Source organism: uncultured Xanthomarina sp., assembly GCF_963971605.1.
GTDB lineage: Bacteria > Bacteroidota > Bacteroidia > Flavobacteriales > Flavobacteriaceae > Xanthomarina > Xanthomarina gelatinilytica.
This window is the reverse complement of record NZ_CAXATZ010000010.1, coordinates 21,993-43,595: the sequence shown is the minus strand read 5'-3', so window position 1 is coordinate 43,595 and position 21,603 is coordinate 21,993. Positions and strand designations below refer to the sequence as shown.

The following is a 21,603-nucleotide window of genomic DNA, read 5'->3' as shown; positions in this document are numbered from 1 at the left end:
AATTTAAGTTGCAGCTTAAATAACAGTGGTTAATTTTTTAAATGGCCAACCTATGGTAAATATAATTCTTAAACTGAAATTGTTTAGCGCTTTGGTGTAATCCTGTTTTTTATAATTTAAATAATTGGCTGAACGTAAAAGGGTGAATATCCTTTTTAGAAAAACCTTTGGGTTTTTCCAAAAATAATCTTCGTAAAACCAATTTAGCAAGCATAATGAAAAAATAGCCATTCCTAACGCATTGTTTTCATGCTTTTCTATGGAGACCCTGTTGGAAGTGTCTAAATAGTAGGTTCTAAGGACATCGTTTGTGTACATGATCTTAAAACCTTCTTTTGAAATTAGATTCCATAATATACCTTCAGGAATGCAGCCTTTGGAAAAATTCTCAGGATGTACATAAATGCTTCTTAAAATATCTGTTTTGGTAAAACCCCATTTTTCCTTAAGGCTTTCGTTTTTAAGTCTGTTTTCAAACGTAGAGCTATACATCGGACTTTCCTTAAATTTTTCGCCTACCAAATGTCCATCTTGATCTGCGCACAAACAAGTTACGCCACTTATTTTTTGTCGTTTATCCTCAGGAATGCTGTTGTACCTTTCAATAAACACTTCAAGGGCATTTTCAACACAAGCATCATCAGAGTCCAATGGAAGAAAAAACTCTCCTTTGGCAATGGCAACTGCTTCCATAAGACAAGCCATTTTATGACGGTTAACGGCATTGTTTATATAACGTATATTTAAATTGGAAGGACCCATCAATTCTTGAATGACTTCATGGGAATTATCCAAGGAACCATCATTGATGATTATCAATTCAAAATCTTTGAATGTTTGTTTTTCAAGCGACTCAAACACACGATGAATGGTTTCTGAACGATTATAAACTGGTGTGAAAACAGTAAATTTATAGTCGAAGCTAGAAGCCTTTTCCAAGGGTTTGTATGTTGGTACCAACGCTTTCAAATTCATAATGCACTTATAAAAAACAGGTTACACATATTTTTAAACATAATGGAACAAGATACTTATTAAAAAAATGTCTCATACTATCAATAATACTTCTTTTGTTTGTTGGCATAGGAAAAAAGCACCAAACTTCTTACAATATATAGAGTAGTGGTACAAAGTACAATTCCATAAATGCCATATAGTTTTAAAAAAATATAATCCAAAATAATATTTAACAACATGCTTCCAAAAGACACATAAGCCATAAAGGCATTTTTGTTCAAGCTGGTTAAAAATTGCACAATTATATTGTCGCATATATAAAATGGTGCACCTATTAGCAGGAAAATCTGTAATTCTGAAACCAATAAGGAATCTTGGGAGGTAAACTCGTTTCTTTCAAAAATAAAGGATACAATGTTTTCAGAAAAAACAATGATGGGAATAATGACAAGCACAAGTGAAATAAACACAAATTTCAACATCCTGTTTAACTGCTTAGACGCTTCGTGTTTGTTATTGGCTATTAATTTGGAAAAATGGGGCAATAACACCCTGGATAACGCCAAAACAGCTATGGCAGTAAAAAAAGCAGGTATTTTTAAGGCGTAATTTAAAGCTGCAATGGAGCCCACTACCAATTGTGCAGCAAAATATTGATCTGTAATTGGGATCAAACCAGACAAAAACCCAGAACTTACTTTTGCGGGTAATTGATTGAACATTAGTTTTGTGCCATCGGTCTTAAAATCCGGTTTGCTTATTTGAATGATTTTTTTGGACTTGGCAATTAAGGCCAAAAATGTAAACTCAAGAATACTACCTATTAACATGCCTATGGCAAGCACTTTCTCTTGAAAGACATCTTTAAAAAAAAGCAATAAAATCAAGATGGAAATTGAAGTAAACACAGGGTAAATAGTAGAATATTTAAACTCATCGTGAATATTCAGCAAACCACTTAACAAAGAGGAAAGCCCCCAAAACAAAATACAGGGAAGCAAGAAAAAAAACTGAACTTTAATTAGATGATAATAGGCTTCTGTATGGTTAGGAAAAAACAGTTCCAAAAAAGTATTGGTAAACAAATACGCAAGAAGCATAAAAAAGAAGGTGGTGGAAATGGTTACAATAAAACTAGTGGCTTGAAAAGATGCTATGGATCTGCCTGTTTTTTGTTCCATAATATAATTGGGAATAAAAACCGACTTAAATGCGCTTAAAAACACCTGATATATAAATCCTGGAACCAAAGAGGCTATTAAAAATGTATCCAAAAGCTCAGAGAGTCCAAAATTGCTTGCAACGACCACTTCTTTATAAAAACCAAAGCCTTTCACAATTAAGGTTACAGCTGCAACTGCAACAATATTCATGACCATAGGGTTTTTTCTAAGGTTATGAAATAAAGAGCTGATATGTTTTTTATATTTCAAAAGAAGACTTAATTATTGCTAATGAGTTTATGGATAAGTTTACGCCATTGCGAGGCTATTTCTGTAGGTGAGTATGCCTCAACCGATTCTTTGGCGTTTTCACTGAATTTGGCTTGTAGCTTGGTGTCATTCATTAATCTTGAAAGATTTTCTTCCAGAGCTTGTTGATCGCCAACAGGTATTAACATTCCATTCACTTTATGTTGGATGATTTCGGATGGTCCATAGGGACAATTGGTTGAAATACATGCCAAACCATAGGACATGGCTTCAATAATAACATTTGGGAACCCTTCGTGTTTGGAAGTAAAAGCAAATATTTTTGCTTTGTTATAATATTCCGAAATGTTTTTAATGTTTCCAGCCAACAGTATTTGATCCTGCATCCCTAAATTGGAAATAAGCTGTTTGTAACTTTCAAAATTATCGCCATCCCCAAGCAGAACCACTTTCCAGTCAGTATTTTTTATATTGGAAAAAGCACGAATTAACAAATCTTGGTTTTTAAGGTCTATTAACCTGCCTACATTAAGAATGATGTTTTCTTTTGGAGTATTGACATCGCGTTTATCCAAAAGTTCTGTATTGTTGGGGTTTTTAATTATCTGGATTTTAGAATTCACATAGTGTTTAAAATAATTTTTTGTGCCTTCTGTTTGAACCACCAAGCAATGCGCATAAGGGTAAACAAGCTTTCTGATTGTGTGCCAGACTTTGTTGATTCGGTTAAATTCCGGATTGGCCCTTTCGCTTATTATACTTGGTATTTTGGCCATTTTACAAGCCAAGATGGTATAGACGTTTGTAGCAGGCAAAAAACCTATGGCTATATCTATTTGTAATTTTTTTAAGTTTTTTGCAAGGTTCCTAACCAACAGGTAATTGTTTTTTATCGACTGTAACAAGGTTGGCTCAAGCAGATAAGTATCTTGGCAAGTAGCTATTTTAATACGCTTGTCCAATCTGTAAAAAGGCTCACAAGGATATAAGGCAATTATATGCACCTGATATTCATCAACAAGTAAGTTGGCCAGTGAGCTAACCACGCGTTGGGCTCCACCAGCATTTAAACAGGGCACTACAAAAGCAATAGATTGTTTCAATTTAAAAAATTGTTAGGCTGCAAAAAATATAGATTAATAGCTTTTAAAGAGACTTTAAAAATATGTAATTTTTTATTCTAAAAATATTTCTCTTGAACTATTTAGATGAAATAACCATTTTACAATTTAAAATGCACAAAATGGTTCTTGTAGGAGAAGTATGAAGTTCTATAAATTGTTCATAACCTGTTAATTACTTTTAATTTTTTATATAATCCAAAACCAGATTCCCTGCGTATATAAACCTGATGTTTATTAACATGCAGTTTGTCGATCGACGAACCGTTAAAAAGTAACATAAATACTACAAAATACATTTAAAGTAATATTATACTTACAAAAATGATGTATTTTATCGAATTTATAATTTTTTTGACCTAAATATGAACTGTATTTTAATAGATTAGCAAAAGATTAATAGCAAAACCCCTAAGTATGAAACATTTATATGTTGGAAAATTCTCACATCGTGAGGGTTTTCAAAGAGTATTTTTTATTTATTTTTTATTTTTCAGCATCATTATAACGGCCCAAACCTACCCAGAAACGGTTCAATTAAATAATGTGCAATACGAATCCTATCAAACCCCTACAGGTCCTAAACCAGGATATCTGCAGGAAACCACCAATGAATTTGGTAATAAATTAACTAGAATCAGTGATGCTGCTGTTTTTGGCACAACAGACTTTAATGTAAGACATCACTATTCACTTGATGAACCATGGAATTCTGATGGTTCTTTAATTAAGTTGGCAGGCTATCCAGCTGCCATTTTAGATGCAGACACTTATGAGTTTTTATATTGGGCTGGAATCCCTAGTTCAGCCACTTGGTCTTATTCCGAGCCTAACATCATGTATGGCATCTCTGGAAATAGATTTGTGAGTTACGATGTTACCACAAACAACAGACAGACCATACGTACATTTAGTGATTACTCGGTAATTGAATATGGAGGTTCAAAAGGAAACATGTCCATAGACGATAAATATGTAGGTCTTATTGGAAGAAATGGAAGTAACCGTACTTTAATTGTATATGATGTTGAAAACGATGTGGTTGTGGCCACCCGAAATATTGGAACTGCTGCCATTGGTTGGTTTTCTGTTAGTCAGTCTGGACAATATGCCGTGTCTTGCTATTTAGCCGATGGAAGTGCAGACGATCAAGGTATGAAAGTGTTCAATATAGATCTTACAAACAGAAGACATTTAGACGATTACACCAAACATGGTGATTTAGGTATTGACGCCAACGGAAATGATGTATATGTAACTTTTGGTGACCCTGTAACAAGAGGCAACGACTATTATATGAAAATGATTAGACTTTCTGATGGAGTTCAAACACCTCTATTTCATTATACCTCAGATTATGGTGTTTGGAATGGGCATATTAGTTGCAGAAACACCTCTAGACCAGGTTGGGCATATGTAAACGAAGGCTGCTGTCAAACTGTTGGAAGAAAAGAGGTATTTGCAATTAAATTGGATGGTTCAGACATGATCCAAAGATTTGCTTATCATCATACCAATGAAAATACAGGCTATGCGCATCAAGCTCATGCTGTTCCCAATAGGGATGGAAGTAAAGTGATGTTTGCCAGTAACTGGAATAACCAATTTACGGAAGCTCATCCACCATCTTTTGTGGTAGAAGCTCCAGCAACCTTGGGTATAGAAGAAAATGAAGCTGTTGCTTCCAACAATATTAAGGTGTATCCAAACCCATCTAGAGATGGAATGGTTCACATTAAATTAAATGGAAACATTGCTGTAAAATCTATACAATTATACGATATGCTTGGAAGAACCATTAGAACAGAAGAAATGGTTTCTAACGAGAAAAGTTTGAATTTGTCACATTTGCCAGAAGGCGTTTATTTGTTGTCTTTTCAAACAGAAAATAATGGTTCGGTAACCAAACGGATCGTTTTGAATTAGGGAAAATTCAATCAATTTTTAATAGCAGAGCCTGAAATTTATTTTTCAGGCTTTTTTTATGGCCAATCAATGGTTTTTATGGTAGCGATACTGTCGCAGTTTTCAACCGTTAACAAAACTTCGGTTTTATTTATGTTTCCTTCAACAGCATAAATACCACAAGGTTTCTTTCTGGTGTCGCTTTTGGAAAAATCTATGTCACCATGCTTTAAAATGTCCCTAATGGCTACGGAATCTATTTTTTTATTGGAAATGGCAGACTCAATGATTTCAGAATATTGAATCTGTTTTAAATTGATGTTTTTTAAAACCCTGGCTTCAGGGCCATAATCGCAAGACACTTTTTTGCCATTTAAAAAAAAGGCCAGCACAATCAATCCAAGGGCAAATCCACCTAAATAATACCCAACTCGATGTAGTAATTTCATGTATGTTATCTTAAAAATTTCAAGGAATTAAAATGGTTTGCTGTTATTGGGAATTTAAAAAATAAGCAAATTGATATCGCTATGTTTTAAATCGAACCATTCCCCAACAGGTTTGCTGGTTAAAATTCCGTGGTAAAAATACAATCCATTCTTTAAACCTCTGTCAAAACGCAAAGAATTTTCCAGGCCACCATCCTCGGCAATTTTCAAAAGATAAGGCGTAAAAATGTTACTTATTGAAATTGAAGCTGTTCTGGAATATCGAGCAGGAATATTTGGTACACAATAATGAATAACGCCATGTTTGGTAAAGGTTGGTGTTTTGTGTGAGGTTACTTCACTGGTTTCAAAACAACCTCCCATATCAATGCTGACATCTATAACAACCGAACCATTTTTCATGTTGGCCACCATGGATTCCGTAACCAAAATGGGCGACCTGTTTTTGCCTCTAACAGCAGCAATTACCACATCGCAACGTTTTAAAGCTTTACTTAAATTTTTTGGTTGTAAGGTGGATGTAAATAAGGTCTTGCCTAAATTTACCTGTATACGTCTTAATTTGGTAATGGAATTATCAAAAACCTTAACATTGGCTCCAAGTCCAATAGCACTTCTGGCAGCAAATTCCCCAACCGTTCCAGCGCCTAGAATAACCACTTCAATAGGAGGAACACCACATACATTGCCAAACATGAGCCCATTTCCATCGTTAACATTGCTTAATAGTTCTGAAGCAATAAGTACGGAAGCTGTTCCGGCAATTTCGCTTAACGAGCGTACAGCAGGAAAAGCGCCAGTTTCGTCCCTAATAAACTCGAATGCCAAGGCTGTGATTCGTTTTGCAGCCAACGTTTCAAAATATTTTTTTGTTTGGGTTTTTAATTGGACTGCAGAGATAAGTATAGTTTGCGGATTGATCAGGTTTATTTGCTCAAGGGTAGGAGGTTCCACCTTTAAAATCATGGGACAGGCATATACTTTGGCAGTATCTTTGGTGATTTCGGCTCCAGCTTCGCTGTATTCCTTGTCGGTAAAATGGGCGCCAATACCTGCACCAGATTCCAATAATACCCTGTGTCCGTTGTTAACCAATGCCGAAACAGCATCTGGTGTTAAACACACCCGTTTTTCCTGATAAGCTGTTTCTTTGGGAATACCAATAAATAGATTGCCCTTACGACTAAAAATTTCCAGTTTTTCTTCTTGAGGAAGTAATTGTTGCTTGGTAAATGGCGATAAAGCTTTAGACATAGTTGACACACATTATATAAGGAGTCAAATTACGAATAAATTTTTGAATGGTTAAATAGGAATTTAAAAATACTGCTTTATTTTCTCCCACATGTTTTTTGGTTTCATCATAAACTCTTGCTCTAACTCTTCCAACGATTTGTTGGCTGTATTGAGCTTATCAAACATTTTCGCCCGAATAAGATAAATAGAAGGGATTACTACAGCCATGATTGGTAACAAATGCATCAGTTGAAACTGATCTACATAAGACAAATCTTCATTAAATATACTTATCATTTGATAGAGGTACATTGCAATTGGCACTAGTAAAACATGATACCACCAATGTCTGCAAGTAAAAAACCAAAGAATTAACAATAATAGAGGTATTGCTTTACCTGTAACTAACCACATTACAATATTTGCGTTATCATAACCTCTGCTATCATAAGTAAATAAAAAAGTGTTCCAAACTTTTGTGCTTGGAACACTTTCATACAAATAAAATAGGTATGGTGTAATAGCCAAAATTGTAGCTACAATACTACCTATGATTAAGCTTTTTTTATCCGTTTTTTGGAACTCGAATATCTTTCTTTTCAACTTTTGGCGCGTCTTCATTTGCTTGGAATAAATTAGCTGCTTGAGCTGTGAACAACATGCCACCGAAAATTGCAATTGCAATTACATACTTTTTAGTTTTCATAATCTTAAGGGATTTAATTAATTAATACTCCAAATGTATATGAGAACTTAGTACGCTAAAAGGCTTAAATGTTAAAATTATGTTAAAAACACGTTTTTTTCATTTTTTCGTTACGGTTTTTCCGTAATCGGAACCTTTTTTTGGTAGATTTTGGTGGTTGTTTGGTTTTTTAGCTCGTTAAACAATTATTTTAAAATGAGATTTCGAGTGTGATTGTCATTCATTGTTAATGTTACACAATCAAAATCATCGGTTATTATATCTTCAATCAATTCTGGCCATTCAATAATGAGCCAGCGGGTAGAATTCAAATAATCTTCCAGGCCAAAATTGTAGGCTTCATCAAGATCTTTTATTCTATATAAGTCAAAATGATATATGCTATCATCTTTTAATTCGTATTCATTCACTATGGAATAGGTTGGGCTACTAACATCATCCATGCTTCCCAAGGCTTTAACAAGCGCTTTTATTAAGGTTGTTTTGCCAACTCCCATGTTTCCGTAAAGCAAAATGGTTTTACTTTTTAGGTTTTTTAGGAGTTGATTGGCAACAGTTTGTAACTCATCAATACGATAATCAACATTCAAATTGTTTGATTTTTGCATACAATGATAGGGATAAAAATTTAGAAAAACTAATAATTTGTGTATTTCAACGGATTTTTTTGCATTACACAGATTTATTTCGGGCTCAACACCACAAAAGGTATAATCATTTCTTCCAAAGAAACACCACCATGTTGATAGGTGTTTCTGTAGTAGCTTACATAATGATTATAGTTGTTTGGATAAGCAAAAAACAAATCCCCTTTTGCAAAAATAAACGAACTGCTCATGGTTATAGACGGCAAGTGAATGCTTTTTGGGTCTTTGGCAACCAATACGTCCTTATCTTCATAAGTCAAGCTACGACCGGTTTTATAACGTAAATTTAAACTGGTGTCTTTATCTCCAATTACTTTTGAAGGGTTTTTTACGTTTATGGTTCCATGATCTGTGGTTAATATCAGCTTGAAACCTAGTTGTTGGGCTTGCTGAATCATTTCCAAAAGCGGGGAGTTTTTAAACCAACTTTGTGTTAACGAACGATAGGCCTTGTCGTTTGAAGCCAGTTCTTTAACCACATCCATTTCGGTTTTGGAATGGGAAAGCATGTCTACAAAATTATAAACTACCACAGTTAAATCGTTATCTTTTAAGGATTTAAAGTTGTCAACCAGTTTTTTTCCGGTTTTTAAATTGGTAATTTTATGATATTCGGTCTTTAGGTGAGATAAACCTAAGCGTTTTAATTGAGCTTTTAAAAATTCGTCCTCATGCAGGTTTTTGCCTCCTTCGTCTGTGTCGTTCTTCCATAAATCTGGATGCAGTTTTTCCATATCGCTAGGCATCAATCCGGAAAATATGGCATTCCTTGCGTATTGGGTTGCAGATGGCAGGATACTATAAAAAGGGGATTCTGTCACTTTTTTATAATAATTGTTCACTATGGGCTCAAAAGCTTTCCATTGGTCATACCTTAAATTATCAATAACTACTAAAAGGGTAGGCTGTTCCTTGCTTAATTCTGGGACAATTTTGTTTTTAAATAAGGTATGCGATAAGGTTGGAGCTTCTGTATGTGGTTCAAACCAGCTTGGGTAGTGCTTGTCTATAAATTTCCCAAATTGGGTGTTGGCTTCGCTTTTTTGAGATTCCAAAATTTCAAACATACCAGCATCTTCAATATTTTCTAGTTGAAGTTCCCAATAAATAAGTTTTTGATATAAATTGGCCCATTCCTCAAAGGTGTTTACCATGCTTAGGTCCATGGCAATTTTTCTAAATTCCTGCTGGTAATTGGATGTGGTTTTTTCTGACACCAATCGGGAATGATCTAAATTTTTCTTGATGCTCAGTAAAATTTGATTCGGATTTACCGGTTTTATAAGGTAATCGGCAATTTTGTTGCCAATGGCTTCTTCCATAATATATTCCTCTTCACTTTTGGTAATCATCACTACAGGAAGCGTATCTCGTTTTTCCTTGATTTCATTTAAGGTTTCCAGACCTGTTAATCCTGGCATGTTTTCGTCTAGAAACACAATGTCAAAATTTTTGTCGTCTAAAATCTCAAGAGCTTCTGTACCACTTTGGCAGGTGGTAACTTGGTAGTTTTTCTTTTCAAGAAAAAGGATATGGGGTTTTAGCAAATCAATTTCATCGTCAACCCAAAGAATATTTATATGGTTCATGTATATTTGTTTAAATTTTTAATATCAAAGATTAAGCCTAATTGTGCAAAACAAACTTAAAATATTTAACGACCCAATTTACGGATTTATTACCATTCCAAATTCGTTAATTTTCGATTTAATTGAACATAAATACTTTCAACGCTTAAGACGTATTTCGCAAATGGGCATGTCTTATTTAGTATATCCAGGGGCACACCATACCAGATTTCATCATGCCTTGGGTTGTATGCACTTAATGCAAAAAGCTGTTAATGTGTTGCGATTTAAGGGGATTGACATCTCTGCCGATGAGGAACAGGCCCTTTATGTAGCTATTTTATTACATGATATTGGTCATGGTCCTTTTTCCCATGCCATGGAACATAGCATAGTAAATGGGGTTTCCCATGAGGAGATTTCACTGCTTTTTATGGAGCAGCTCAATAAAGATTTTAACTTAAGTTTAACGCTGGCCATACAGATTTTTAAAGGCGAACACCCAAGAAAGTTTCTTTGCCAGTTAATTTCGGGACAACTGGACATGGACCGAGCCGATTATTTAAAACGGGATAGTTTTTATACAGGTGTTGCTGAAGGAAACATTAATAGTGAGCGTTTAATTACCATGCTTAATGTTGTGGACAATGAATTGGTAGTTGAAGAAAAAGGCATTTATAGCGTAGAAAAGTTTCTGGTAGCAAGAAGACTTATGTACTGGCAAGTGTATTTGCACAAAACAAGTTTGGCAGCAGAACAATTGTTGATTAGGGTGTTAAAACGAGCTAAGGAACTAACCAGTTTGGGAGTGGATTTGAAAGCAAGTGCTGCCTTGCAATTCTTTTTAAAACAGGAAATAACCAGTGAGAATTTTAACAGGGAAACGCTAGACGTGTTTGCCAGATTGGACGATTACGATATTATTGCAGTCATGAAAGAATGGCAGTTTCATGAGGACTTTGTTCTAAAAAACCTTTGCGACATGCTCATTAATCGCGATTTGCTTAAAGTGAAGCTCAAAAATAAAAAAATAAAAAAGGAAAAACTTCAAGTTCATGCTCAAAAGCTCATGGAGACTTATGGTATTAGTAACGAAGAAGCGAATTATTTTGTGTTTACTGGTGAGATTTCAAATCAAGCTTATCAAATTAAAAAGCAACATATTAATATATTGTATAAAAACGGTAAAATACAGGATATTATTAAGGCTTCAGACCAATTGAACTTAAAAGCACTCTCAAAAACAGTCACAAAATATTATATCTGTTATCCTAAAGAAAAACTTTAGCACTTTTTTCCTATTTTTGCTGGAATGAAATTTACAGCACAACAAATAGCAGGAATATTAGAAGGAGACATTGTAGGCAATCCAGATGTTGAAGTTTCTAAACTTTCCAAAATAGAAGAAGGGACCAAAGGGTCATTAACCTTTTTGGCTAATCCTAAATATCAATCCTATATATATTCTACAAAAGCATCCATTACCATAGTTAATAAAACCTTTGTTCCGGAAAACCATTTAGAAACCACGCTTATAAAGGTTGAAGATGCCTATAAGTCATTTTCTAAGTTGTTGGAATATTATAATATGGTAAAGCTTAACAAACAAGGGATAGAAAATCCTTCGTTTATTTCAGACTCTGCTACTTATGGGTCTCAAATTTATGTTGGTGCCTTTACTTATATAGGCGAGAATGTAAAAATTGGCAACAACGTAAAAATTTTCCCAAATTGTTACATTGGAGATAATGTGGTTATAGGTAACGATACGGTTGTTTTTGCAGGAGTAAAAATTTATTCCGAAACTTCCATTGGCAACAATTGTGTCATTAACTCAGGGGTTATCATTGGTGCAGATGGTTTTGGTTTTGTTCCAAATGAAAAAGGGGAATATAATAAGGTTCCACAAACAGGAAACGTTATTATAGAGGATTTTGTAGATATTGGAGCAGCTACTACAATAGATAGGGCTACATTGGGTTCTACCATTATACGAAGAGGTGTTAAACTGGATAACCAAATTCAAATTGCCCATAATGTTGAAATTGGCAAGAATACAGTTATAGCTGCCCAAACAGGAATAGCAGGTTCCACCAAGATTGGCGAGAATTGTCAAATAGGAGGGCAGGTTGGCTTTGCAGGACATATTACCATAGGTAATAATGTTAAAATTCAAGCACAATCCGGAATAGGTAGAAGTATCAAGGACAACGAAACCTTGCAAGGGTCTCCAGCTTTTAGCTATGGGGACTGGAACAAATCCTATGTGTATTTTAAGAACTTACCGAAAATTGTTAAAAATATAACCGATTTAGAAAAAAAAGTAGATGGGAATAATTAATACAGAAGTTAAACAAAAAACCATAAAGGACGAGGTGTCTTTAAATGGTGTTGGCCTACATACAGGAAAAAATGTGACCTTAACTTTTAAACCAGCTCCTGTAAACACAGGATTTGCATTTAAGCGTATTGATTTGGAGGGGACACCTGTTATTGAAGCAAATGCAAATTACGTCACCAATACCCAAAGAGGTACCTGTTTGGAGAAAAATGGCGTTACCATTCAAACATCGGAGCATGTATTGGCTGCTTTGGTTGGATTGGATCTGGACAATGTTATAATTGAACTAAATGCTTCCGAACCACCAATAATGGATGGATCTTCAAAATATTTTGTTGAAGTTTTAGAAAAATCCGGCGTTGTAGAACAAGATGCATTTAGGGAAGAATATGTTGTAACCGATGTTATTTCTTATACAGATGAAGAATCTGGAAGTGAAATTCTAGTGATGCCTTCCAACGAATATCAGGTAACCACCATGGTGGATTTTGGCACAAAAGTTTTGGGAACACAAAATGCCACCCTTAAGAATATTTCAGATTTTAAAGAGGAGATCGCATCTTCCAGAACCTTTAGTTTTTTACATGAACTGGAAATGCTGCTGGAACATGGTTTGATAAAGGGAGGCGATTTAAACAACGCCATAGTTTATGTAGACAAAGAGATTTCACCAAATACCATAGAAAAGTTAAAGGTAGCTTTTAAAAAAGATGCCATTGCAGTTAAACCAAATGGCATTTTGGATAATTTAACCTTGCATTATCCCAACGAGGCTGCAAGACATAAATTGTTGGACGTAGTTGGAGATTTGGCTCTAATTGGTGTGCGTTTAAGAGGAAAGGTGATAGCAAACAAACCAGGACATTTTGTAAACACACAGTTTGCAAAAAAAATGTCTAAACTTATTAAGAACGAAAGACGCAACCATGTTCCAAAAATAGATTTAAACCAAGAGCCATTAATGGACGTGAATCAAATAATGAGCATGCTGCCTCATAGACAGCCTTTTTTGTTGATTGACAAAATTTTTGAATTGTCCGACAGTCATGTTATTGGAATGAAAAACGTAACCATGAACGAGCCGTTCTTCGCTGGCCATTTCCCTGGAGCTCCTGTAATGCCTGGGGTTTTAATTGTGGAAGCCATGGCCCAAACAGGAGGTATCCTTGTGCTAAGTACTGTTCCAGACCCAGAAAATTACTTGACTTTCTTCATGAAAATAGACAATGTGAAATTTAAACAAAAAGTAGTTCCTGGAGATACCTTAATTTTTAAATGCGATTTAATTTCCCCAATCCGTCGTGGTATTTGCCACATGCAAGGCTATGCTTACGCCAATGGGAAATTATGTGCAGAAGCCGAGCTAATGGCTCAAATTTCAAAAGTAAAATAAAAGTAAGTAATAAAACTTAATATAAAATGAATCAACCACTAGCTTATGTGCATCCAGGAGCCAAAATAGCAAAAAATGTTGTTATAGATCCTTTTACTACCATCCATAACAATGTTATCATTGGAGAAGGAACATGGATTGGGAGCAACGTTACCATCATGGAAGGGGCTCGAATTGGCAAAAATTGCAATATTTTTCCAGGAGCTGTTATTTCTGCTGTACCACAGGATTTAAAATTCAATGATGAAGACACGCTTACTATTATAGGGGATAATGTAACCATAAGGGAATGTGTAACTATCAATAGAGGTACCACAGATAAAATGAAAACCGTAATTGGTAACAATTGTCTTATCATGGCTTATTGCCATATTGCACACGATTGTATTGTTGGTAACAACTGTATTTTTTCTAACAACAGTACATTGGCAGGACACATTACTGTGGGAGACTATGTGGTGTTGGCAGGTATGACTGCTGTTCATCAGTTTTGTTCCATTGGAAACCATGCTTTTGTTACTGGTGGTTCATTGGTAAGAAAAGATGTCCCTCCATTTGTAAAAGCAGCCCGTGAACCTCTGTCTTATGTAGGAATCAATTCTGTTGGCTTGAGAAGAAGAGGTTTTTCAACCGAAAAAATTAGGGAAGTACAAGACATCTATAGAATCTTATATCAAAAAAACTACAACAATACCCAAGCCTCAGAGATTATTGAGGCAGAAATGGAAGCAACTCCAGAAAGGGATGAAATCTTGCAATTTATCAAGAATTCCCATCGTGGTATCATGAAAGGTTATTTTAAATCTAATTGATTTCAAATAAAACTTAAATAAAAAATATCTTAACAAACAACAAACAACAAACAACAAACGATAAAGAATAAATGGCAACAACAAGCGATATTAGAAACGGATTATGCATCAGGTATAATAACGATATTTATAAAATCATAGAATTTTTACACGTAAAACCAGGTAAAGGACCAGCTTTTGTTAGAACCAAATTAAAAAGCGTTACAACTGGGAAAGTATTGGAAAACACCTTTTCGGCTGGACATAAACTAGAAGATGTACGTGTGGAAACACACAAGTTTCAGTTCTTGTATAACGATGGGGAATTTTATCATTTCATGAATACCGAAGATTACACACAAATTCGTTTGCTGGAAGCAGCTTTGGACAGACCGGATTTAATGAAAGAAGGCGAAGTGGTTACGGTTATCATCAACACAGAAGATAACATGCCATTATCTGTTGAAATGCCTGCTAGTGTTATTCTTGAAGTAACCCATACAGAACCTGGTGTTAAAGGGAATACTGCTACAAATGCTACAAAACCTGCTACTGTGGAAACAGGAGCCGAAGTAAATGTCCCTTTATTTATAAACGAAGGAGACAAAATTAAAATTGAAACAGAAAAAGGAACTTATAAAGAACGCATTAAGGACTAATTGCAGTATTTCGTTTTGCGTTGTGGGAATTTTTAAAAACCACAATGTCTTTCCTTAACTACTTTGCTATATATATTTAAACATATTTATGAAATTCCCAAAACCACATACTTTAAAGCAAATATCAGACCTTCTCGAGTGTCAATTTGTTGGTGACGAAAATTTCCCTGTTTTGGGGATGAATGAAATACATGTGGTTGAAGCTGGAGATATTGTTTTTGTAGATCATCCCAAGTATTACGATAAGGCCTTGGAATCTGCTGCTACTATTGTACTAATCAATAAAGAAGTCACTTGCCCAGAAGGTAAAGCCTTACTTATTAGCGATGATCCGTTTAGGGATTTCAACAAATTAACACAACATTTTAAACCTTTTGTATCCTCAAGCGCTTCCATTTCCCCTTCAGCTAAAATTGGGAAAAACACCATTATTCAACCCAATTGTTTTATAGGAAATAATGTAACCATTGGAGACCATTGCCTCATTCATTCCAATGTTAGTATTTATAACGATGCTGTTATTGGGAACCATGTAACCATACATGCTGGAACGGTTTTGGGAGCCAGTGCTTTTTACTATAAAAACAGACCAGAAGGTTTCGACCAATTAAAATCTGGTGGTCGGGTAATTATAAAAGACCATGTGGATATTGGAGCCTTGTGTACCATAGATAAAGGGGTAACAGGCGACACCATTATTGGTGAAGGTTCTAAATTGGACAATCAAATTCAAGTGGGTCACGATACGGTTATTGGCAAAAAGTGCTTGATAGCCTCTCAAGTTGGTATTGCTGGTTGTGTAGTTGTTGAAGACGAAGTGACCATTTGGGGTCAAGTAGGAATAACCAGTGGCATTACCATTGGAAAAAAAGCAGTTATTTCGGCACAATCTGGTGTCAGTAAATCCCTGGAAGGAAACAAAAGCTATTTTGGAACGCCTGCAGATGACTTTAGGTCCAAATATAAAGAAATTGCATCCATTAGAATGATACCTGAAATTTTGGAAAAACTAAAAATAAAATAAATGAGCCCTAAAGAGTTGTTAATCCAGTTTTATGAGTCCGATATTGTAAACAATTTAGATCTTGTCGAGCAGTTTTATCATAAAGATTGTGAACTGCATTGGAACAGCAGTAAAGATTTTAAGATTTTAAAGTATAAAGACATTTTGGATTTTTTTAAGAACATCAACAACAGTTACGTGTCTTTGCGATACGAGGTCAGTCATCTTTTGGAAGAAGGTTCATATGTAACGTCAAGACATACTGTTTATGCCAGAACCATTGAAAATGATGACGAAGAAACCCCTTTGGCACATTACATAAGTATTTGGGAAGTAAAGGACAATAAGCTCTATAGAGGATATCAAATGAGTCAGCTGACTAACGATAAAGCCATACAGTCCAATTCTTTTTCAGAAATTAAAGTTTAAAACACTTTATAAATTGCACTTAAAAACATACTTTTGCAACGTTTAAAAAACATAAAAAATTAATCAATAATGAGCGTTTTAGTTAATAAAAATTCAAAAATAATAGTACAGGGTTTCACAGGAAGCGAAGGAACATTTCATGCAGGACAAATGATTGAATATGGAACCAATGTGGTAGGTGGTGTAACTCCAGGAAAAGGTGGGCAAACCCATCTGGACAGGCCAGTTTTCAATACAGTTCAGGATGCTGTAGAACAAGCAGGTGCAGATACCACAATTATTTTTGTGCCACCAGCTTTTGCTGCAGATGCCATCATGGAAGCTGCCGATGCTGGAATAAAAGTTATTATTACCATTACAGAAGGAATTCCTGTTGGGGATATGATAAAAGCTGCCAACTATATTAAAAATAGAGATTGCAGGTTAATTGGCCCTAACTGTCCAGGAGTGATTACTCCAGGAGAGGCCAAAGTAGGTATCATGCCAGGATTTGTTTTCAAAAAAGGAAAAGTAGGAATTGTTTCTAAATCAGGTACTTTAACCTACGAAGCAGCAGACCAAGTGGTAAAACAAGGTTTGGGTATAACAACTGCTATTGGAATTGGTGGAGACCCTATTATTGGAACCACAACCAAAGAAGCTGTTGAATTATTGATTAACGACCCAGAAACTGAAGCAGTTGTGATGATTGGTGAAATTGGAGGACAGTTGGAAGCCGATGCTGCCAATTGGTACAAAGCGAGTGGAAGTAAAAAACCTATTGTAGGATTTATAGCCGGTGAAACTGCTCCTGCAGGTAGAACCATGGGTCATGCTGGTGCCATTGTTGGTGGAAGTGACGATACAGCGCAAGCAAAAAAGAAAATTATGAGAGCTTGTGGGATTCATGTGGTAGATTCTCCAGCCGAAATAGGAAAAAAAGTAAAGGAAGTTTTAGGATAATATCCTTATAATGCATCATAAAACCTCATAAATTCATCTTAATTTTATGAGGTTTTTTATTTCTTATAACTTCTTATCGTTATATTTGAAAATAGAAATCAACCAAACGAATCAACCTAAATAAACATTAGTGTTTCTTGTTTAAAACAAACGGATTCGTAGCCAAAAATTATTTAGAATGAAATTATTAGAAGGAAAAACAGCCATAATTACTGGAGCAAGTCGTGGAATAGGTAAAGGGATTGCTCAAGTTTTTGCTCAACAAGGTGCCAATGTGGCTTTTACATACAGTTCATCTGTAGAAGCTGCCAACGAACTTGAAAACGAATTGAATGCGCTTGGTATTAAAGCCAAAGGCTATAAAAGCAATGCTGCGGACTTTAAGGAAGCTCAGGAATTGGCAGATGCTGTGGTGGCAGAATTTGGCACCATAGATATTTTGGTTAATAATGCTGGGATTACAAAGGATAACCTTTTAATGCGTATCACAGAAGAAGACTTTGATAAAGTGATTGAAGTCAATTTAAAATCTGTGTTTAACATGACAAAAGCTGTACAACGTACCATGTTAAAACAACGCAGTGGCTCTATCATTAACATGAGTTCTGTGGTTGGTGTTAAAGGAAATGCTGGTCAAACCAACTATGCAGCCTCAAAAGCTGGAATTATTGGATTCTCTAAGTCTGTGGCTTTGGAATTGGGTTCCAGAAACATAAGAAGCAACGTGATCGCTCCCGGATTTATAGAAACCGAAATGACAGCCAAATTAGACGAAGCAACCATAAAAGGGTGGAGAGATGGTATCCCATTAAAACGTGGAGGAACCCCTGAAGATATTGCCAATGTGTGTGTGTTCCTTGCTAGCGATATGAGTTCTTACATTACAGGACAAACCATTCACGTGGATGGTGGTATGCTAACGTAATATACATGCAAACAGAAACAATTATATATATTATTTTATCTGGAATCATAGCGCTACTTGTAGCGCTTTTTCAGTATAAATATAAGGTGAAACAATGGTCCAACAGACAAATGGTTCTCGCTGCATTGAGGTTTGTTTCTGTTTTTTCGTTGTTGGTATTGCTCATCAACCCAAAATTTGAAAGCCAAAATGTATATCTTGAAAAACCAAACCTGGTTTTAGCTGTAGATAATTCCAGTTCCATAACTTATTTAAAACAAGATGACAATGCCTTGAATTTGTTGGATAAAATAATATCCCATCCTCAAGTGCAAGAAAAATTTGATGTGAAAGTGTATGCTTTTGGTGATCAAGTAAGCTTAACGGATTCTATAAACTTTAAACAAAAGCAATCCAACCTGGATGTGGTGTTCAAGGAATTCAATCAAATATATAAGCAAAGCATCTCGCCAACAGTTTTAATCACAGATGGGAACCAAACCATTGGTAACGATTATGTTTTTTCGGCTCAAAAATATAAACAGCCCATTTACTCGGTCGTTTTGGGTGATTCAACTGTATATTCAGATTTAAAGATTCAGCAGTTAAATGTCAATAAGTATGCCTATTTAAAAAATAAATTTCCTGTGGAAGTGATTTTGGTATATCATGGTGAAGCTGCATTGAACACCAATTTTATAGTACAAAAAGGTGCTGCCATAATGTATTCCGAAACAGTAAGTTTTTCAAAGGAAAACAATTCCAAAATCTTAAACTTTTACTTACCGGCAAATCAAGTGGGTGTACAAAGCTATACAGCAGTTTTGGAACCTCTTGAAAACGAGAAAAACAAAGTAAACAACCAAAAGGAATTTGCTGTTGAAATAATAGACCAAAAAACAAATGTGGCCATAGTTTCAGATATTTTGCATCCAGATTTAGGTGCGTTAAAAAAGAGCATAGAAGCCAACGAACAGCGCCAGGTCAATATATTAAACCCGAAAGAATATATTTTAAAAAGCAATGAATTTCAATTGGTTATATTGTATCAGCCAAACAATAACTTTAATCAGGTTTTTGATTTTTTAAAGAATTCAAACAATAATTATTTTTTAATTTCAGGAACCAAAACCAATTGGAGATATCTTAACAGTTTGAATTTGAATGTTGCTCTTGAAATCACAAACCAAACTGAAAATTATCAAGCTGTTTTAAACACAGGGTTTTCAAACTTTATTGTAGAAGATTTGGAATTTGAATCGTTTCCACCTCTAAAATCCAGTTTTGGGGAACCACAGTTTAAAGTCCCTTTCCAAACTGTTTTGTTTAAAAAAGTTGGAAATATTACCACACAAGAAAGCTTACTGGCAACTTTAGAACATCAAGGAAGAAAGGAAGCCATATTGTTTGGTGAAAACATCTGGCAATGGCGTGCCCAAAGTTATTTAATGGATAAATCTTTCAACAATTTTGATAATTTTATTGGAAAACTTGTTCAGTATCTGGCATCCACAGAAAGAAAAACCAGACTCAGTTTAGATTATAACTCTTTTTATGAAGGAAACTCCAGTGTATTGATTAAAGCGCAATTTTTCAATAAAAATTATGAGTTTGATTCTAAAGAATCACTTTCAATTAAAGTTACAGATAAAATATCAGAAGAAAGTAAAACGTTTCCATTCATCTTAAAAAATAACTATTATCTAGTGGATTTAAGCAATTTACCTGCTTCAGAGTACGAGTTTGTGGTAAGTGCCACCAACGAAAAAATATCCAAGTCAGGTACTTTTAAAATCTTGGATTACAACATTGAGCAACAATTCTTAAATGCAAACCATTATAAACTTCATCAAATTGCAAACAACAGCAATGGCAAGAGCTATTTTGTTGCCAATAGCAATGAGTTGATATCTGACTTATTAAATGACGAAAGATATAAAGCAATCCAAAAGAGCCATAAAAATGTTGTACCTTTGATAGATTGGAAATATCTTCTGATATTGATTGTTTTGAGCCTTTCGGCCGAATGGTTTATTAGAAAATATAACGGATTAATTTAAATTTTAATTGATATATGGAAAAATTACCTAAAGTGGCTTTGCCAACTATTATTATTGCTATTGTTTTAATTATTGTACTTGCTAAATCTGCCATAACCATCGGGTCTGGAGAAGCAGGTGTGCTCTATAAAACATTTGGGGGAGGAGTTGTTACAGACGAAGCTCCCTTAGGAGAAGGCTTTCATATTGTAGCGCCTTGGAACAAGGTTTTTGTTTATGAAGTGCGCCAGCAAGAGATTTTGGAAAAAATGAATGTGCTGTCCTCCAATGGTCTGGATATTAAACTGGAAGCTTCTGTATGGTTTCAACCAGATTATGCAAATTTGGGAAAACTGCACCAAGAAAAAAGTGAAATGTATAAAGAACGTGTTTTATTGCCAGCCATACGTTCAGCAGCCAGAAGTGTTGTAGGTCGTTATACACCAGAACAATTATATTCCAGCAAACGTGATGCCATACAACAAGAAATTTTTGAGGAAACCAAAAAAATTGTGGAAGATCAATACATTCAATTAAATGAAGTTTTGGTTCGCGATGTTACTTTGCCTCCAACTATAAAAGATGCCATTGAGCGTAAATTAAAACAGGAACAAGAGTCGTTGGAATACGAATTTAGATTGGTTACGGCAGCCAAAGAAGCAGAAAAACAAATTATTGAAGCCCAAGGTAAAGCAGATGCCAATAGAATTTTAAGCGCCTCTTTAACCGATAAAATTTTACAGGATAAAGGTATTGAAGCCACCATTAAACTATCAGAATCTACTAACAGTAAAGTTATTGTAATTGGTTCAGGAGACTCTGGAATGCCTATTATACTTGGAAATCAATAAAAATTTTCAATTTGTTTAGGATTTGTAAATTTTTATTTACAATCTTTGTATTCACAAAAAAAGAAACATGACATTTATTCAATTACATCATCATCATTTTCATTCTGGCACTCAAGCGAGCTGAAAATGTATTGAATAAAATCAAGATATTTAAAAAAACCCGTTTGAGTAAATCAAACGGGTTTTGTTTTTCATGACATTGAAAATGTCTTCCCAAAAAGGTTTACTC

General features: G+C 34.8%; 21 protein-coding genes. 12 read left to right on the top strand and 9 right to left on the bottom strand.

From position 1 onward, the window contains the following. Positions 1-15: 15 nt before the first annotated feature. From AACY93_RS05865 to AACY93_RS05855, 3 genes are all read right to left on the bottom strand, one after another. Positions 16-975 (bottom strand): glycosyltransferase family 2 protein, encoded by a 960-nt coding sequence (locus AACY93_RS05865; protein ID WP_286854052.1) that lies wholly within the window; start codon positions 973-975, stop codon positions 16-18. Between the two features lie 80 nt (positions 976-1,055). Then, positions 1,056-2,330: a lipid II flippase MurJ gene (locus tag AACY93_RS05860; protein ID WP_286854054.1), complete on the bottom strand. Its 1,275-nt coding sequence runs from the start codon at positions 2,328-2,330 to the stop codon at positions 1,056-1,058. A gap of 68 nt (positions 2,331-2,398) precedes the next feature. After that, a complete protein-coding gene (locus tag AACY93_RS05855; RefSeq protein WP_286854056.1) occupies positions 2,399-3,493 on the bottom strand; it encodes a glycosyltransferase family 4 protein in 1,095 nt (364 codons plus the stop codon). A 435-nt stretch (positions 3,494-3,928) separates the two neighbouring features. Between AACY93_RS05855 and AACY93_RS05850 the strand changes: the two genes are divergently transcribed. Next, a complete protein-coding gene (locus AACY93_RS05850) occupies positions 3,929-5,437 on the top strand; it encodes a T9SS type A sorting domain-containing protein (RefSeq protein WP_286854058.1) in 1,509 nt (502 codons plus the stop codon). Between the two features lie 56 nt (positions 5,438-5,493). Here AACY93_RS05850 and AACY93_RS05845 read toward each other — a convergent pair whose 3' ends face one another. From AACY93_RS05845 to AACY93_RS05820, 6 genes are all read right to left on the bottom strand, one after another. After that, entirely contained in the window at positions 5,494-5,865 is a 372-nt protein-coding gene (locus AACY93_RS05845) for a DUF4258 domain-containing protein (RefSeq protein ID WP_007649279.1), read from the bottom strand. Between the two features lie 54 nt (positions 5,866-5,919). Then, positions 5,920-7,119 carry an alanine dehydrogenase gene (locus AACY93_RS05840; RefSeq protein WP_007649277.1) on the bottom strand — a complete coding sequence of 400 codons (1,200 nt, stop codon included), beginning with the start codon at positions 7,117-7,119 and terminating at the stop codon, positions 5,920-5,922. 63 nt (positions 7,120-7,182) lie between these two features. Then, complete coding sequence (locus AACY93_RS05835; RefSeq protein ID WP_286854062.1) at positions 7,183-7,398, bottom strand: hypothetical protein; 216 nt, start codon at positions 7,396-7,398, stop codon at positions 7,183-7,185. A 268-nt stretch (positions 7,399-7,666) separates the two neighbouring features. Then, positions 7,667-7,807, bottom strand: coding sequence for a hypothetical protein (locus tag AACY93_RS05830; RefSeq protein WP_286854064.1), 141 nt, complete (start codon positions 7,805-7,807; stop codon positions 7,667-7,669). A gap of 185 nt (positions 7,808-7,992) precedes the next feature. Next, the gene (gene tsaE, locus AACY93_RS05825; RefSeq protein WP_287005600.1) at positions 7,993-8,415 is read right to left on the bottom strand and encodes a tRNA (adenosine(37)-N6)-threonylcarbamoyltransferase complex ATPase subunit type 1 TsaE; all 423 of its coding nucleotides are present in this window, start codon (positions 8,413-8,415) and stop codon (positions 7,993-7,995) included. Positions 8,416-8,489: 74 nt separating this feature from the next. Beyond that, entirely contained in the window at positions 8,490-10,043 is a 1,554-nt protein-coding gene (locus AACY93_RS05820) for a PglZ domain-containing protein (protein ID WP_286854068.1), read from the bottom strand. Between the two features lie 43 nt (positions 10,044-10,086). Between AACY93_RS05820 and AACY93_RS05815 the strand changes: the two genes are divergently transcribed. The 11 genes from AACY93_RS05815 (at position 10,087) to AACY93_RS05765 (ending at position 21,374) form a co-directional block, all read left to right on the top strand. Continuing rightward, the gene (locus AACY93_RS05815) at positions 10,087-11,310 is read left to right on the top strand and encodes an HD domain-containing protein (RefSeq protein ID WP_286854071.1); all 1,224 of its coding nucleotides are present in this window, start codon (positions 10,087-10,089) and stop codon (positions 11,308-11,310) included. A 24-nt stretch (positions 11,311-11,334) separates the two neighbouring features. Then, complete coding sequence (gene lpxD, locus AACY93_RS05810; protein WP_007649253.1) at positions 11,335-12,363, top strand: UDP-3-O-(3-hydroxymyristoyl)glucosamine N-acyltransferase; 1,029 nt, start codon at positions 11,335-11,337, stop codon at positions 12,361-12,363. Next, positions 12,350-13,756, top strand: coding sequence for a bifunctional UDP-3-O-[3-hydroxymyristoyl] N-acetylglucosamine deacetylase/3-hydroxyacyl-ACP dehydratase (locus AACY93_RS05805; RefSeq protein ID WP_007649252.1), 1,407 nt, complete (start codon positions 12,350-12,352; stop codon positions 13,754-13,756). The genes lpxD and AACY93_RS05805 overlap by 14 nt, the downstream gene beginning before the upstream one ends. Before the next feature lie 26 nt (positions 13,757-13,782). Continuing rightward, positions 13,783-14,568 carry an acyl-ACP--UDP-N-acetylglucosamine O-acyltransferase gene (lpxA, locus tag AACY93_RS05800; RefSeq protein WP_007649251.1) on the top strand — a complete coding sequence of 262 codons (786 nt, stop codon included), beginning with the start codon at positions 13,783-13,785 and terminating at the stop codon, positions 14,566-14,568. A 71-nt stretch (positions 14,569-14,639) separates the two neighbouring features. Then, entirely contained in the window at positions 14,640-15,206 is a 567-nt protein-coding gene (gene efp, locus AACY93_RS05795; RefSeq protein WP_286854075.1) for an elongation factor P, read from the top strand. An 88-nt stretch (positions 15,207-15,294) separates the two neighbouring features. Then, entirely contained in the window at positions 15,295-16,230 is a 936-nt protein-coding gene (locus tag AACY93_RS05790; protein ID WP_286854077.1) for a UDP-3-O-(3-hydroxymyristoyl)glucosamine N-acyltransferase, read from the top strand. Then, positions 16,231-16,638 (top strand): nuclear transport factor 2 family protein, encoded by a 408-nt coding sequence (locus AACY93_RS05785; protein WP_007649248.1) that lies wholly within the window; start codon positions 16,231-16,233, stop codon positions 16,636-16,638. Positions 16,639-16,707: 69 nt separating this feature from the next. Further along, positions 16,708-17,580: a succinate--CoA ligase subunit alpha gene (gene sucD, locus AACY93_RS05780; RefSeq protein ID WP_007649247.1), complete on the top strand. Its 873-nt coding sequence runs from the start codon at positions 16,708-16,710 to the stop codon at positions 17,578-17,580. Positions 17,581-17,758: 178 nt separating this feature from the next. Beyond that, positions 17,759-18,505 carry a 3-oxoacyl-[acyl-carrier-protein] reductase gene (fabG, locus tag AACY93_RS05775; protein WP_286854080.1) on the top strand — a complete coding sequence of 249 codons (747 nt, stop codon included), beginning with the start codon at positions 17,759-17,761 and terminating at the stop codon, positions 18,503-18,505. 5 nt (positions 18,506-18,510) lie between these two features. After that, positions 18,511-20,544 (top strand): VWA domain-containing protein, encoded by a 2,034-nt coding sequence (locus AACY93_RS05770; protein WP_286854082.1) that lies wholly within the window; start codon positions 18,511-18,513, stop codon positions 20,542-20,544. 14 nt (positions 20,545-20,558) lie between these two features. Further along, positions 20,559-21,374, top strand: coding sequence for a prohibitin family protein (locus AACY93_RS05765; protein WP_007649243.1), 816 nt, complete (start codon positions 20,559-20,561; stop codon positions 21,372-21,374). Positions 21,375-21,603: the final 229 nt, after the last annotated feature.